Genomic DNA, 14,197 nt, shown 5'->3' with positions numbered 1-14,197 from the left:
GCGCACCGGCGGCGGCCGGTCAGCTCCCGGTGACGTACGTCGTCAGGATGCCGAGGGCCGCGGGTCGGTCCAGGGCGGCGGTCGCGGCGAGGGCCGCATCGCACTCGGCGTCGCCCAGCGCGGCACGGACGGCGGCGACGGTGGCGTCGGCGTCGGGCCCCACGGGGCGGCTGCCCCGCAGGGCCTCAGCGGCGCCGAGCAGCCCCGCGGCTTGCCTCGGGTCGCCGTCGAGGAGGGCGAGCGCGGCGACGGAGACGGCCGTGTGGGCGGCGTTCATCGACAGGTGCATCACGTCGCTGTCGAAGGTGACGGCGGACCTGAGGCAGTCGCGGGCGTTTTCGGCGTCGCCCTCCGCGACGGCGACCAGGCCCAGCGAGGTCAGCACGATGGTCTTGGTGCTGTTGCTGGAGAACCAGCCGGTGGGGCATTCGGCGAGCGCCTGCTCGGCCAGCGCGCGGGCGGCCGCCAGGTCGCCGCGCAGCCGGGCGGCGTCGGCGAGGCAGCGGTGCGCCATGGCCAGCGTCTCGGGCGCCCCGGCCCGCCGGGAGAGCGTCACCGCCCGCTCGCAGGAGACGGTGGCGGCGTCGAGGTCGCCGGCCCGCAGGCTGTAGGCCGCACGGTTGGTGAGCAGCTCCGCGACGTCGAGCACCGAGTCCAGCTCCTCGGCGAGCACCAGCGCCTGGCCGATGAAGTCGAGCGCCTGCCGGAAGTCACCGCGGTAGTCGGCGATGTCGGCCAGGACGTTGAGGCAGGTGATCAGGCCCCAGCGGTCGCCCTGGCGGCGGAAGCCGGCCAGCGACCTCTCGCACTCGCGCTGCGCGACCTCGGCCTGCCCGTGCACCATCCAGGCCTGGAAGCCGTAGCCGAGGTGGACCAGGGCGTCGTACCAGGGGTCGCCCCGCTGGGCGAGCAGCGTCTCGATGCCCTCCAGGGTGCCGATGTCGCCGTTCGGCACCCCGGCGAAGGGCGCCCACAGCAAGGTGAGCACCGGGAAGCGCCGGGCGATCCGGTCCATGCCCTCGACGATCTCGGTCGCCGCCGCCACGTGCGCGGTGAAGTCGTCCGGGTCGGACAGCGCGCTGACCACCGCGAGCACGCACAGCGCGTACTCCTCCTCCAGCCCCTCGGGTGCGGCCGGACCGAGGGCCGCGAGCACCTGCCGCGCCGGGCCGACGCCCTCGTACCGCACTCCGCGCAGCAGCCAGTAGGAGGACAGCGCGGCGATCAGCCGCATGGCACCGTGGATGTCGTCCGCGTCGAGCGAGCGGTGCAGCGCGGCCTGCAGGTTGTCCCGCTCCTCGGAGAGCAGCCGCAGCCACTCCAGTTGCTCTGCGCTGCGCAGGTGCGGGTCGGCGGCCAGCGCGACGTCCAGGAAATAGGCGGCGTGCGCGCGGTGGACGCGCGCGGTCTCGCCCGCCTCGGCCAGCCGCTCGGCGCCGTAGGCCCTGATGGACTCCAGCATCCGGTAGCGGACCGGGCCGGTGCCCTGGTGGTGCTGGGCGACCACCAGGGACTTCTCGACCAGCGCGGCCATCAGGTCCAGGACGTCGTCCGGCTCGATGGTGTCGCCGTCGGCGCACACCGCCTCGGCCGCGGTCTGGGTCCAGCCGCCGGCGAAGACGGCGGCCCGGCGCAGCACCGCGCGCTCGTCGTCGGGCAGCAGGTCCCAGCTCCAGTCGACGACCCCCCGCAGCGTGCGCTGCCGCGGCTGGGCTGTCCTGCTGCCGCGGGACAGCAACCGGAAGAGCGCGTCGGGCCGCACGCCGAGGCTGTACGGGGCGTCGTGGTCCGGCAGCGCGCCGAGCCGCGCGGCGATGTCGGTGACGGACAGCGAGCGCAGCCGGGCCGCGGCCAGTTCGATGGCCAGCGGCAGCCCGTCGAGTGCGGAGCACAGCCGGAGTACGGCATCGGCGGTCGCGGGGTCGGCCGCCGGGTCGAAGCCGGGGCTGACGGCGGCGGCGCGGTCGGTGAACAGCCGCACGGCGGGGGAGTCGAGCACCTGCTCGCGGTCGGTGCCGGGCTGCGGCAGGCCGAGCGTGGCCACCGGGCACAGCGTCTCGCCGGTGATGCCGAGCGCCTCCCGGCTGGTGGCGAGGATGCGCAGCCGGGGACAGGCGGTGAGCAGCCGCTCGGCGAGGAGCGCCGCGTCGGCCACCAGGTGCTCGCAGTTGTCCAGCACGAGCAGCAGCGGGCGGTCGGCGAGTGCCGCGGCGATGCGGGCGACGGGGTCGGGCGCCGCGGTGGGAGCGGCCGAGCCGTGGCCTACGGCGGGCAGCAGGCCGCCGTCGCGCAGCCCGAGCGCGCCGAGCACCGCCTGCGGTATCTCGGCCCCTTCGGTCACCCCGGCCAGTTCCACGAAGGAGGCGTCCTGCGGATGGCGGCCGGCCGCCTCCACCGCGAGCCGGGTCTTGCCCGCGCCGCCGGGTCCGATCAGGGTCACCAGCCGCTGCCGGGCCAAGCGGTCGGCGATCAGGGCCAGTTCGTCCGAGCGTCCGACGAAGCTGGTGAGCTGGGCGGGCAGTTCGTGGCGGACGGCCGCGCCCGCCGGCGGATCGAGCCGCGCATCAGGCGCCGGACGGGCGTCTGACGATGTTTCACGTGGAACATCCCCGCCGCGTCCGGTTTCACGTGAAACATCCGGTGGTGCCGCCGTCGGCTCGCCCCGCAGTACGGCCAGGTGGACGGCGGCCAGTTCGGGTCCCGGGTCGGCACCGAGGGAGTCGGCCAGTTCCCGCCGGGCGTCCTCGTACGCCGCCAGGGCCTCGCTCTGCCGCCCGCTGTCGTACAGCGCCCGCATCAACTGGCCGCGCAGCCGCTCCCGCAGCGGGTGGGCCGCGACCAGCTCGCCGAGTTCCGCGACCAGGGAGCGGTGCTGTCCCAGCGCCAGGTCGGCCTCGATGCGGTCCTCGACCGCGCCGGTTCGCAGCTCCTCCAGCCGGACGACCTGGGCGGCGGCGAAGGGTGCGTCGCCCACGTCGGCCAGCGCGGGGCCGCGCCACAGGGCCAGCGCCTCGCGCAACAGCCTTGCGGCAAGCGCCGGTTCACCGCCTGCCAGCGCCTCGCGACCCTGGGCGCCGAGCCGTTGGAAGCGGTGGGCGTCCACCTGGTCGGGGTCGACGGCGAGCCGGTAGCCGGCCGGCAGCCCCTCGATGGGCACCGGCAGCACCTGGCGCAGGCGGGAGACCTGGGACTGCACGGCATTGCCGACACCGGCCGGCGGGTCCTCCCCGTACAGCCCGTCGACCAGCCGCTCGCCGCTGACCGGCCGCCCGGCGTCCAGCAGCAGCAGGGCCAGCAGCGCGCGCCGTCGCGGCCCGCCCAGCGCCACTTCGGCGCCGTCCGCGCCCAGGGCCTGCGTCGCACCGAGGATGCCGAACTTCACGCCCCGATTGTGTCGCACCGGCGCCGGCCGGCGTCCGCCCTGGCCCACCGCCGGTGGCCCGGCCCCGGGACGCAGGTCAGCAGGTCGGCTCCGGCGAGTGGTCGCCCGGGTCGCAGTCGGGGACCGTCCCGGACGCGGCGAGCAGCAGCAGCTCGTAGAGGGTGGCCCGCTGCCTGGCGTCGAGCGGAGCCAGCACCTCGTCCTCCACCCCGGCAAGCGCGAACTCCGCCTTCGCCAGCCGCCTGGCGCCGCGGTCGGTCAGCTGCACGATGTGCCGCCTGCGGTCCTCGGGCGAGCGCAGGCGCTCGATCAAGGCGTCGGCCTCAAGATCGTTGAGCAGTCCCACCACCGTCGCCCGGTCCATCATCAGCGTCGTCGCGAGCGCCTGCTGCGTGCTCCCGTCGCGGTCCCGCAGCACTGTCAGCGCCACCAGATGCCGCGGGCGCAGCCCCAGCGGCTTCAGCACCGACTCGGCATGCAGGCGCATCCGCCGGGCGAGGTTGTCGAGCAGCGCGCCCGACCGCCTGGGCGGCTGGTTCAGCACGGGCAGGGAGGCCATCACTGAAGTCTATCCGCCGGCAGGGAATCGATGCGTGGTATAAATCGTTGGCGCTACACAAACCAATTATGAAGGGTCAATGAGATGCCTCACCTGCTGCACATCGACTCCAGCGTCCAGGGCGAGAACTCGGTCAGCCGCCGCCTCACCGCCCGCGCCGCGTCGGCCTGGCGCGCGGCCCACCCCGACGGCACCGTCACCTACCGCGACCTGGGCAAGGACCCGCTGCCGCACATCGTCCCCAGCACCGTCCACTCGGGCGCCGTACCGACCGCAGACCGCACCCCCGCGCAGGCCGCCTCCTGGGCGCTGAGCGAGCAGGTCGTGGCGGAGGTCCGGGACGCCGACGCCGTACTGCTCGGCCTGCCCGTCTACAACTTCGGCGCCCCCAGCAGCGTGAAGAGCTGGGTGGACCACCTCATCGCGGTCGGCCTGTCCATCGACCCGGAGACGCACGAGGGGCTGCTCGGCGGCCGCGACTTCGTCGTCCTCGCCTCCCGCGGCGGCGGCTACGCGCCCGGCACCCCCCGCGAGGGCTGGGACCACGCCGAGCAGTGGCTGCCGCACGGCGTCTCGATGACCGGCCTGACCCCGCGCTTCATCATCGCGGAACTGACCCTGGCCAAGGTCAACCCCGCCATGGCCGAGCTGATCCCGCTGGCGGAGAAGAGCCTGGCGGCCGCGGAGCAGTCCATCGACGCCCTCTGGCCGGCCGGCGCCCTCGCCTGACCGGCCCCCGGGTGAGGCCGCGGAAGCCGAAGGTGCCGTCCACCGGCCCGGACCCCTTGCGTCAGGGCAGGCGCCCGGGCCGGTGAACGGCGTAGTGGACCCGCCCGTGGCTGGTGCAGAGCAGGGCGTGGGCCGGGTGGGCGGGGCCGGTCGCCAGCGTGCTGACCCTCTCGTCGACGACGAGGACGCCCTGGCGCCTTCGCGTCGTCAGGTCCCACACATAGGTGCCCTCGTGCCCCGCCGAAGTGGTGAGCCAGACCCCGTCCGGCGAACGGCGCACATGGCCGATCCGGTCGGCCGGAACGCTCAGCCGCTGCTCCAGGGCGCCGGTGTCCAGCCGCCACACGTGGACGGTCCTCGCCGAGCCGCCGCCCCTGCGCCCGCCCGACCACCTGGGTGACGTCGACCTGCCCGCCGCCCGGGATGCCGCGCACCCCTGTGACGTCGGTGTCGACGGCCTCGCGCACCCGCTGCTCGAGGTGACGGCGGCCGGTTGCGGCGCGGGCGTCCGGCTCCCGGCGGCCCGCCGGAACTCCAGCACGCCCTGCACGGCGACCAGCACGGCCAGCACGGCTCCCGCGGGCCATCCCCAGCCGCTGGACCAGACGTTGACCACGACCGACACGGCGGTCGCGAGCAGGACCGAGCCCACAGCCGTCACGCCGCGCGACGCACCCGCCGACATCCCGCGCACCTCCGACCCCCAACGCCCGCGCGCCGCCCGCATCCTGACCGGCACGTCCGCCAACATCCTTCTCGCACGATCCTCCGCGCCGCCCCGTCGGACAAGCCAACCCGCCACCGCAGAGGTGCAGCGCGCTTGCCAGGCACAGCGCCGCCGCCTCGGCGGCGGCCTCCCGGGCGTACTCGCCGCGGTCGCGCTGGCCGTCGCCTTCGACCTCGCACTGTCCCCGCTGTGGGCCGCGGTCGCGCTGGCCGTCCGCGCCCTGATGAACACCACCCCGGCGCGGCCACCGGGACCGCCCGGTCCCTCACCGCGACCGCCGCCCTCGCCCTCGTCTGCGCCCCGATCACGCTGCGCCTGTACGCCAGGCAGAGCTGAACGCGGCGCCTACGCTGGCCGTATGGCCCTCATCGTCCTGTGGGACATCGACCACACGCTCATCGACAACGCCGGTGTCAGCAAGGAGATCTACGCCGCCGCGTTCGAGGCCGCGACGGGAAGCCGTCCGGCCGAGCCGGCGATCACCCAGGGGCGCACCGACCGCCTGATCATGCGGGACATGTTCCGGCGCAACGGCGTGGACGAGCCCGGGTGGCCCGCCGTCGAAGGCGCCCTCACCGAGGCCGGCCGAGCACACCTCGATGTCCTGCGCCGGCGCGGCACGGCGCTGCCAGGCGTACGGAGCGTCCTCAAGGAAGCATCCATGCGGGCCGGTTGGGTGTCCTCGGTACTCACCGGCAACATCGCGGCCAACGCCCGCGTCAAGCTGTCGGCCTTCGGCCTGGACGCGCTGCTCGACCTGCCCGTCGGGGCGTACGGCGCCGACGCCGAGCAGCGTCCACACCTTGTGGATATCGCCCGCCACCGCACCCAGCGCGCCCACGGCCTCCCCCCGGACACCCCCGTCGTCCTGGTGGGCGACACCCCCCGCGACGTCGAAGCCGCCCTGACCTCCTCGGCCCACGTCATCGCCGTGGCCACCGGCATCGACCCCCCGACCGCCCTCACCGCGGCCGGCGCCCCCGTCGTCCTCCCCGACCTGACCGACACCGCCCGCGTCCTCCACCTGCTGGAGGAGGTCGAGCGGGGCTGAAGGGCAGTGCTGCGCCCCATCGGCATGACCCGCACCCAGGACGACGACGCTCCCCACAGGCAGCCCCGACCCCAACGGGGAACGTCAGCGGCCCCCTCACCCGGATCGGGCGAGGTGCGGCTGACCTGGGGAAACTTCCCCCACTGGCTTCCGCTGGTGGTGGGGTTTTCCGGGGGGCATGTGTGCCGGATGCGTGCTGCCGGCGGCAAGGGAATGCCCGGCTAGAGGCAGCAATGAGAGTTCAGGCGCCACTCACAGGGCCGTCAAGGGCGGCCGGTCGGCGGGAGGCACGGAGGTGGCCGGTGCACCAGCCGAGTCCGGCGCCGAGGGCCAGCAGCAGGCCCATGCCCAGAAGGGTGGGGATGGCGAAGACGACCAGGCCGACGCCGGCCGCGTTGTCGTTGTCGGGGGACGCGCCCCCCTGGGTGTCGGCCGGCGGGGAGATCAGCATGGCCGCCACGTAGCAGGCCATCAGCAGGGCGGTACTCACCGGGGCGGAGAGCAGGAGAACCGGCCAGGCCCTGCGATGGCCGAGCAGCGCACCCCAAAGGACGGTCCAGCCGAGAGCCGCGGCGACCAGCCAGATCAGCACCGTGCGGGCGGTGCTGGGCGGAATGGCGGTGTCGGTGGTGTCGAGGTCCTGGATGGTGGGGAGCCAGGACACCAACAGCCCGGCCCAGATCACGGCGCAGCACCACATCCACCACGGGAGCTCCCGCAGATTGCGGAAAGCCACGCCCAGCAACTCAACCGGGCTGTCCGGGAGTTCGACCACGGGGCGGCCCCTTGGCTTTTCGGGTGACTTGGCGGACGCCCCCGTGGGGACGCCCTGGTCCGTGCCGATGGTTCCCGGTGGCGGCGGTCGGAGGATGGGCCGGTCGAGAGGTGTGCCACATACGCGCCGGACGCCGGCGGCCCCCTCACCCGTACTGAGTGAGGGGGCCGCTGACCTGCGTAAACACACTGTGGAGCCTAGGAGATTCGAACTCCTGACATCTGCCTTGCAAAGGCAGCGCTCTACCAACTGAGCTAAGGCCCCGCGTCGGGGAACAGCGTACCGGGTCGGGCGGGGTGGGCCGAAACGGGATTCGGGCGCCTAGGATGGTTTGCGGATTCGCAGGCGCAAATCAGGGAGCGGGTATGGACGGCTCGGGACAGGGTGGTGCGGGGCAGGACGCCGTGGGCCGGGCGCTGGAGGCCAGGGAATTGCAGCGGGGTTGGTACGGGGAGCCGTTGGGGGAGTTGTTCCAGCGGCTGATCGGGGACCTGGGGCTCAACCAGGCGCGGCTGGCCGCGGTGCTCGGGCTGTCGGCGCCGATGCTGTCGCAGCTCAAGAGCGGGCAGCGGGCCAAGATCGGGAATCCCGCGGTGGTGCAGCGGCTGCAGGCGCTGCAGGAGCTGGCCTGGCAGGTGGCGGAGGGGCGGACCGGGGCGCTGGAGGCGGCGGCCAGGATGGACGAGATCCGCGAGTCCGCGGGCTCCTCCGTGCTCAGTACGACGACGCACTCGGCGGCCGCGGAGGACGCCGCGCCCCGGCAGGTGGTGCGGGGCATCCAGGAGGTCCTGCGGTCGGTCGCGTCGGCCGAGGAGATCGAACAGGCGGCCCTGAGCCTCGCGCCGATCCATCCCCGCCTGGCAGAGTTCCTTCGTGTGTACGGCGCCGGGCGGACCAGTGAGGCCGTTGCCCACTACGAGGCGCACCGGGACTGAGGCGAGCAGGACCGCAGGCAGGTCGGCAAGCAGGGGGAGAGCGGTACGGCATGGGTGAGGTCTTCGCAGGCCGTTACGAGCTGGTGGACCCGATCGGGCGCGGCGGTGCGGGCGCGGTCTGGCGGGCCTGGGACCAGCGGCGCCGCCGCTACGTCGCGGCGAAGGTGCTCCAGCAGAGCGACGCCCACGCGCTGCTGCGCTTCGTACGCGAGCAGGCGATGCGCATCGACCACCCGCACGTACTGGCGCCGGCGAGCTGGGCGGCCGACGACGACAAGGTCCTGTTCACCATGGACCTGGTGCACGGCGGCTCGCTGTCGCACCTGATCGGCGACTACGGGCCGCTTCCGCCGCGCTACGTGTGCGTGCTGATCGACCAGTTGCTGGCCGGGCTGCACGCGGTGCACGCCGAGGGCATCATCCACCGGGACATCAAGCCGGCCAACATCCTGCTGGAGGCGACCGGCACCGGCACCCCGCACGTGCGGCTGTCGGACTTCGGCATCGCCATGCGCAAGGGTGAGCCGCGGCTGACCGAGGCGGACTTCGTGGTCGGCACGCCTGGCTATTTCGCGCCGGAGCAGATGCTGGGCGCCGAGCCCGACGTCCCCGCCGACCTCTACGCCGTCGGCCTGGTCGCCCTCTACCTGCTGGGCGGGCAGCGGCCGGACTCGCGCGCCATAGCCGAGCGCTTCCTCACCGAGGGGGTGCCGCCCGCGCCCGTCGGGGTGCCCGAGCCGCTGTGGCAGGTGATCGCGGCGCTGCTGCAGCCCGATCCGCGGGCCAGGTTCCGTACCGCCACGGGAGCGCGCAAGGCGCTGGCGGGAGCCGTCGAGCTGCTGCCCGAGCCGGCTCCGGGCGAGGAGCCGGTGGAGATCTTCGACCAGATCGGTCCGCTGCCCGAAGGCTTCGGCCCGGACGGCCCGCTGCCGGCGGGTCCCGCGCCCGCGCCGGAAGCGGGACCCGGGACGGCACCGGCGGCAGGACCCGCGACCGTACGTCCGCAGACGCCGCCCGCACCGCCCCGGCAGGCGCCCGAGCCGGCCTACGCGTCGCCGACGACCGGCTACCCGCTGGCCGCACCCGCGCACCCGCCGACCAGGACCGACGTCCCGAGCCCCGCGCCCGTACCGCCGATGCCGGTGCCGCAGCCGCCCGTGGCGGCCGCCGCCGCGGCCCCGGTCGCCGCTGCGCCCGTCCGCGCACGCAGACCGGGACCACCCGCCAGCGTGGTGGTCCCGGTCCTCGTGCTGGCCGCGATCTGCTTCGCGGTCGGCATCTACGCGCTGACCACGGGCTGACCTGGGGGTCGGCCCGTGGCCGGGTCCTTCACCAGGACGGCGGCGGCCCGAAGCCGGACTGCGGCGGCAGCTGCTGCGTGACGGTGTCGGGCACGGCCGCCACCCTGCGCCGGGCGGTCAGGACCCACACCGCCAGTGCCAGCACCAGCACCGTGCCGGCGCCGAGGGCGGCGAAGCCCAGGAAGCGCTTGGCGGAGTTGCCGGACGACGACCCGGCCGACTGCGGTGTCCCGTTCGCCGCGGACACGTCGTGCGCGTCGACGCCGATCCCGGCGCCCTTCGGGTCCCCCGCGTAGGCGGGTGCGGGCTGGGCCGTGCCCGTGACGTTCACCCGCAGCGTCACCGGCACGGGGCCGCTGACCGCCTTCGCCACGTCCGGGTGCACGGTGACGGCGAAGTAGTACCAGCCCGCGTACCGCACCCGCGCGACGTCGGTGTCGTCGGCCGCGCGGTTGGCGTAGGAGACCGGTGCGAGCTGCTCGTGCACCGAGGCCGGGGTGCCCTCGTAGGAGTGCTCCTGGTCGTCGATGAGTTCGCGTACCGGGCTGTAGGCGGCCAGCCGCACCCCGGAGCCGACGTAGGCGCCGCTGTCGGTGACCTGGGCGCTGGAGAAGTCGGAGAAGACGGTCGCCTGCTGGCCCCAGTCGACCGGGACCTTGTAGAAGCGGGTCTCGCCCGGCAGCACCTTGTCCTTCCAGATGCCGGTCTTGACCGCTGCGGCGGTCTCGAACGACGTGCCGCCCGTGGCCTGTTGCGGGGTCCCGACGGTCAGCGGGGTCGGCGAGGCGGTGCCCAGGCCGTCCGGCGCGTGGCCGGCCGCCGCACCGCTCTTGAGCGGTGGTTCGAGGACGTAGCGCAGCTCCAGCGGCCAGGGCGCCGGGTCGGAGGCGCCGTCGCTGGTGCGGTGCACGGACAGGGTGTACTGGTTGGCCTCCTGGCAGGAGGTGTCGACGCGCATCAGCCGTGCCACCGCGCTGCCCACCGGGCGGACGGCGCCGTCGTCCTGGAAGTGCGCGTCGGCGCTGTCGCAGTCGGTGCCGTCGGCGCTCTCCAGCTTCAGCTCGATGCCGTCGCCGTACGCCACCCTGCCGCCGGACGGCGGAAGGGCGAAGGCCGACGCATAGGCGGAGGACTTGTCGTCCAGCGTGATGCCGTAGATGCGGGTCTCGCCGACCTTGATGGTGTCGCGGTAGGTGACGCCCGGCTGCATCGCGGGAGCGTCCGCGGTGGTCGCCGCCCCGGCGAGCGGCCGGCCCTGCGGCTGCCAGGTCGCGGGCGCCCCCGGCCCCGTGGTGGGGGTGCCCGTGTCGGCGGCAGCGGACGAGCCCTGGACGCCCTGGAGCGCGGTCAGCGCCAGCAGCGCCGTCACCGCGGTGTATATGCCGCGCCGGGCAGTGGTCGAGGCCGTAACCGTCGTATACGTACCGCGCCGTACCGCCACCGCACTGTGTGCGCCGTGCACCGCGCTATGTGCGCCGCGCTTCACCGTCATGCCCCGTGTCATGCCCCACCCCTTGTCGTACGGCTCCGCAGGCGGTGCACCAGCGCCGCCGCTCCTATTGCGGCGAGCGCTACGGCGCCGCCCGTACCCGCTGCCACCAGGTCCATGCCGCGCAGGCCGCCGTCGGACGAGGCGGACGCGGCCGCGTCCGGTGCCTTGCCGGCGGTGTCCTTGCCGTCGCTATGTACGTCGCCCGGCGTATCACCCTGCACATTGCCGTGGGCTGCCAGTGCCGGCGCCTGATACTGCGGTCCCGCCAGCTCCGTACCGGTGACGTCGAGCCGCAGGATCACCCCGACCGCGGTGTTCCTGGCCAGTTGCGCGGCGTCAGGGCCGAGGCCGACGGCGATCCAGTAGTCGCCGGCACTGTGCACGGAGTTCGCGTCGTCCTCGTCCACCCAGCGGTTGGTCCAGGTCGCCGGCACGGTGCCGAGCCCGACGGAGACCGGCGTACCGCTGTAGGAGCGGTTGTCCCGCGCGTCCGAGGCGTCCCCGACCGGCAGCCGGCCCGGCGCGTACGCGGTGGTCGCGACGAAGGTCGAGGCGGAGGACGAGGCGCCGTCGAGCACCGGCTCGTTGGCGAACTCGGCCGCGTAGGTGAGCTGCTGGCCCCAGCCGACGTGCACCTTGTAGTAGCGGGTCTGGCCCGGCAGCAGGCGGTCCCGCCAGACGCCCTTGGTCAGGGCCGTGGCGTCGTTGAAGCCGGTGCCGCCGGCCACGTCCTTCGGGGTACCGGCCAGCGGCGCGGGAGCCTTGCCGTAGTCGGTCCGCGCGGCCGCCGGGACAGTGCCCTTCGGCAGCGGCGCCTCGTTGTCGAAGCGCAGCTCGACCGGCCAGCGGCTGGTGTCCGAGGTCGCCGCGTTGGTGCGGTGCACGGAGAGCAGGTAGCGGCCGGCCTTGTCGCAGTCGTCCTTGGCGTCCCGGGTCGGCACCCGGCTGACCGCACCGGTCAGCGTCATGGCGCCCTCGTCCTGGCCGAAGTGCGCGGAGTCCGAACCGCACGTGTACGCGTAGGACCCGGTCCCCGCGAGCTTCAGCTCGATGCCGTCGCCGTAGTCCACCCGCACACCCGGCTGCGGGACCGCCGTCGCGGACAGGTCGGCGGTGCTCGCCGCGTCCAGCGGGACGGCGTACCAGCGGGTCTCGCCGGGGCCGATGGTGTCGGTGTACTGCCCGGGGCCGATCGGCGCGGCCTTCGCCGGGGTCGCCCCGCCGGTCACCGGCTCGCCCGCCATGCGGTAGGCGTCGGCGCTCAGCTGGGAGGCGCGCACCAGCTGGCGGGCCAGCGCGGCGGCGTCAGGAGCGTCGTAGTAGGCGCCGTGTCCGGCCCTGGCGATGCATTCCAGCTCGTCGCGTGCGGCGCCCTTGACCTGGAAGCCGACCGTGTCGATCCGCAGGTTCAGGCCGTCGCCCGCGAGGCCCGCCGCCACCTCGCAGGGCTTGGGGGCACCGCAGTTGGACTCGCCGTCGGAGACCAGCAGGATCGTCCGCCGCCCGCTCGCGGGCAGATCGGCCGCGGCCTTGGTGAGGGCGAGCGCGGTGGGGGTGTCGCCCTTGGGCTGTACGGCGGCCACCGCCTGCTTCATCGCGGCCCGGTCCAGCGCGGTGACCGGCTGGGCCAGCGAGGTGTCGTCGCAGCCGTGGGTCTTCCCCGCGCCGTAGACCCGCAGCCCGGTCGGGTAGCCGTCGGGCAGTCCGTCCACCACCGAGCCGATGGCGGTGCGGGCCGACTCGATCCTGGTGTGCCCCGAGCCGTCGGGTCCGGCCATGGAGCCGGAGGAGTCCAGCACCATGATCAGGCTGCCGTCCTGGCTCCCCGCCGCCGGCGGCGCCGCGGACGCGGCCGGGGCCGTGAGCACACCCCCCGCGAGCCCCGCGAGCCCTGCGAGCAGCAGGCCGGCGGCCGGCCGCAGAAGCCGCCCCGGCGGTGGTCGTCGTCTCATGGCGCCACTTCCCCCTCGTTTCCGCACGTACGCGTCATCGTTTGCTCAAGCAAAGTAAAGGATTTGCTAGCGCAAACTCAAGCGGCTGCGGTCACGGTCCTGCAACAACAAAGGTCCCGGCCGCAGAGTGCAGCCGGGACCCGGGGCGGTCGCAGCACCTCACGGTGCCGCACCGCCGTCTCACACGTTCGCGCCGGAACCCGCCGGGACAGCGTCAGTGGCTTCCGTCCACAGGTCCTGCTCGGCGCGGTCCGCCTGAATCTGTCGGTACACGAACAGCCCGGCGACGGCGGCCAGTGCGACCAGGAGAAACTTCTTCATCGCGTGACCTCCTCCTTCATGGGTGGGGACAGCATCTGACGCGCCCGACTATACACAGCAGTCGATACCGAACGGTGACCTGAGGTCGGTTTGACCGCGCGCAAACGCCGAGAGGGACCTACTCGATCGAGTAGGTCCCTCTCACGCGGTGGGGCTACCAGGACTTGAACCTGGGGCCTCTTCCTTATCAGGGAAGCGCTCTAACCGTCTGAGCTATAGCCCCGCGCTGCAACGAAAGATTAGCGCACAGCAGGCCATGTCCCAAAATCGGTATCGCGGCAGGCAGCCCGCGGCTACTCGTCCTCGGCCAGCGTCAGCTCGACGCCGCCCACGAAACCGGCCGACAGGTTGTAGATGAAGGCGCCCAGCGTGGCCAGCGCGGTGGCCAGCACCACGTCGATGACCGCGATCACCGTCGTGAACATCATGACCCGGTTCAGCGACAGGAACGACACCAGGTCGAAGCCGCCCTTGCCGCCCTGCTCCGAGGTCGTGGCCTCGCTGATGGTCGAGCCGACCGTGCTGAAGACGCCGATGGTGTCCAGCACCATCCACAGCACGGCCACCGCCACGATCGTGCAGATGCCCAGCGCGATGGACAGCAGGAAGCTGACCTTCATCACCGACCACGGATCGGCCTTGGCGATCCGCAGCCGCGCCTTGCGGGTGCGCGGCACCGTGCGGGCGGCCGGCCGCGGCCGCCGTACGCCGGCCGCGGTCGGCGAGGCGTGCCCGCCCGAGCCGCCCTGCTTCGGCGCGGCCCCGCGGCCGCCGTGGCCGGTCGGCGCGGCGCTGGGCGGCGCCGGCGGTGCACCAGGCGGCGGAGGCGCGTACGCCTGCGGCGGCTGATGCGGCTGAGCCGGCTGACGGGTGCCCGTCACGGCGTATCCCCCCTCGTCGGGGCCGTTGGCGGAGCCACGGGCACCCCCGGACCTCCCGGCCCCGCCCGCTGCGCCCGTGGCTCCACTCACGG

12 protein-coding genes and 2 tRNA genes are annotated in these 14,197 nt (G+C 74.0%); 4 read left to right on the top strand and 10 right to left on the bottom strand.

Features of this window, described 5'->3' with window-relative positions; all coding sequences use genetic code 11:
* Nucleotides 1-19: 19 nt before the first annotated feature.
* Together NFU81_RS13610 and NFU81_RS13605 are read right to left on the bottom strand one after the other, a co-directional pair.
* On the bottom strand, nt 20-3,382 hold the full coding sequence (locus tag NFU81_RS13610) for an AfsR/SARP family transcriptional regulator (RefSeq protein ID WP_251489338.1): 3,363 nt from the start codon (nt 3,380-3,382) through the stop codon (nt 20-22).
* 76 nt (nt 3,383-3,458) lie between these two features.
* Nucleotides 3,459-3,941 carry a MarR family winged helix-turn-helix transcriptional regulator gene (locus NFU81_RS13605; protein WP_251489336.1) on the bottom strand — a complete coding sequence of 161 codons (483 nt, stop codon included), beginning with the start codon at nt 3,939-3,941 and terminating at the stop codon, nt 3,459-3,461.
* Nucleotides 3,942-4,025: 84 nt separating this feature from the next.
* Between NFU81_RS13605 and NFU81_RS13600 the strand changes: the two genes are divergently transcribed.
* A complete protein-coding gene (locus tag NFU81_RS13600; RefSeq protein WP_251489334.1) occupies nt 4,026-4,670 on the top strand; it encodes an FMN-dependent NADH-azoreductase in 645 nt (214 codons plus the stop codon).
* 61 nt (nt 4,671-4,731) lie between these two features.
* On the opposite strand, the gene NFU81_RS13595 is transcribed toward NFU81_RS13600, so the two are convergent.
* Complete coding sequence (locus NFU81_RS13595) at nt 4,732-5,016, bottom strand: WD40 repeat domain-containing protein (RefSeq protein ID WP_251489332.1); 285 nt, start codon at nt 5,014-5,016, stop codon at nt 4,732-4,734.
* 739 nt (nt 5,017-5,755) lie between these two features.
* On the opposite strand from NFU81_RS13595, the gene NFU81_RS13590 reads away from it, so the two are divergent.
* Nucleotides 5,756-6,448: an HAD family hydrolase gene (locus NFU81_RS13590; protein WP_251489384.1), complete on the top strand. Its 693-nt coding sequence runs from the start codon at nt 5,756-5,758 to the stop codon at nt 6,446-6,448.
* 241 nt (nt 6,449-6,689) lie between these two features.
* Here the strand turns inward: NFU81_RS13590 and NFU81_RS13585 are convergent, their stop codons facing one another.
* A complete protein-coding gene (locus tag NFU81_RS13585) occupies nt 6,690-7,223 on the bottom strand; it encodes a hypothetical protein (protein WP_251489330.1) in 534 nt (177 codons plus the stop codon).
* A gap of 191 nt (nt 7,224-7,414) precedes the next feature.
* Nucleotides 7,415-7,487, bottom strand: a tRNA-Ala gene (locus NFU81_RS13580).
* 101 nt (nt 7,488-7,588) lie between these two features.
* On the opposite strand from NFU81_RS13580, the gene NFU81_RS13575 reads away from it, so the two are divergent.
* Both NFU81_RS13575 and NFU81_RS13570 read left to right on the top strand, forming a co-directional pair.
* Nucleotides 7,589-8,158, top strand: a complete 570-nt coding sequence (locus tag NFU81_RS13575; protein ID WP_251489328.1) for a DNA-binding protein — start codon at nt 7,589-7,591, stop codon at nt 8,156-8,158.
* A gap of 50 nt (nt 8,159-8,208) precedes the next feature.
* A complete protein-coding gene (locus NFU81_RS13570; RefSeq protein WP_251489326.1) occupies nt 8,209-9,459 on the top strand; it encodes a serine/threonine-protein kinase in 1,251 nt (416 codons plus the stop codon).
* A 28-nt stretch (nt 9,460-9,487) separates the two neighbouring features.
* On the opposite strand, the gene NFU81_RS13565 is transcribed toward NFU81_RS13570, so the two are convergent.
* From NFU81_RS13565 to NFU81_RS13545, 5 genes are all read right to left on the bottom strand, one after another.
* Nucleotides 9,488-10,963, bottom strand: a complete 1,476-nt coding sequence (locus NFU81_RS13565) for a hypothetical protein (RefSeq protein ID WP_251489324.1) — start codon at nt 10,961-10,963, stop codon at nt 9,488-9,490.
* Nucleotides 10,960-12,903, bottom strand: coding sequence for a vWA domain-containing protein (locus tag NFU81_RS13560; RefSeq protein ID WP_251489322.1), 1,944 nt, complete (start codon nt 12,901-12,903; stop codon nt 10,960-10,962). Before NFU81_RS13560 ends, NFU81_RS13565 begins: the two co-directional genes overlap by 4 nt.
* Before the next feature lie 180 nt (nt 12,904-13,083).
* Nucleotides 13,084-13,224 carry a DLW-39 family protein gene (locus tag NFU81_RS13555; protein ID WP_200804389.1) on the bottom strand — a complete coding sequence of 47 codons (141 nt, stop codon included), beginning with the start codon at nt 13,222-13,224 and terminating at the stop codon, nt 13,084-13,086.
* A 149-nt stretch (nt 13,225-13,373) separates the two neighbouring features.
* A tRNA-Ile gene (locus tag NFU81_RS13550) sits at nt 13,374-13,447 on the bottom strand.
* A gap of 70 nt (nt 13,448-13,517) precedes the next feature.
* On the bottom strand, nt 13,518-14,195 hold the full coding sequence (locus NFU81_RS13545; protein WP_251489320.1) for a DUF3566 domain-containing protein: 678 nt from the start codon (nt 14,193-14,195) through the stop codon (nt 13,518-13,520).
* Nucleotides 14,196-14,197 lie beyond the last annotated feature (2 nt).

The organism is Actinacidiphila cocklensis (genome assembly GCF_907177275.1).
GTDB lineage: Bacteria > Actinomycetota > Actinomycetes > Streptomycetales > Streptomycetaceae > Actinacidiphila > Actinacidiphila cocklensis.
This window is presented reverse-complemented; position numbering and strand designations above follow the sequence as displayed.